A 439-nucleotide genomic window follows, 5' to 3' on the forward strand; every position below is an offset into this window, starting at 1 on the left:
CTTATTATGACTGCCTCACAATAAGGCGTGGCTAATATTGTCCGGCCGTGTCACAGGGCACTCCCGGTTCGCCACTAGAGTTGCCCGGTGGAGAAATTGTTGGCGGACATCACGCCGTTGCGTGAAAGTCCCGCCTTCCGCCGTCTGTGGCTTGGGTCCGCCGTCTCCGCCCTGGGCAGCCAACTGACCCTGGTGGCGGTCAGCCTGGAGGTCTACCGGCTGACCCAGGACAGCCTCTACGTGGGCCTGCTGAGTCTCTTCGCCCTCGTGCCGCTGGTCTTTGGGGGCCTCCTGGGCGGCTCGATCGCCGACGCCCATGACCGCCGCACCGTAGCACTCCTGGCGTCGTCCGTCCTCTGGCTGACCACCGCCGCGCTGGCCATCCAGGCGTGGCTGGAAGTGGGCAACGTGTGGCTGCTCTATGCGCTCGTGGCGGTGC

Annotated in this window: 1 protein-coding gene; it reads left to right on the top strand. The window is 65.6% G+C overall.

Annotation, left to right across the window (positions count from 1 at the left end):
- Nucleotides 1-87: 87 nt before the first annotated feature.
- Nucleotides 88-439 (top strand): MFS transporter (locus tag AB4070_RS18570; protein ID WP_441981407.1); only part of this gene is annotated, 352 nt, incomplete at its 3' end.

The organism is Microbacterium sp. 2RAF4 (assembly GCF_052115285.1).
Classification (GTDB): domain Bacteria; phylum Actinomycetota; class Actinomycetes; order Actinomycetales; family Microbacteriaceae; genus Microbacterium; species Microbacterium oxydans.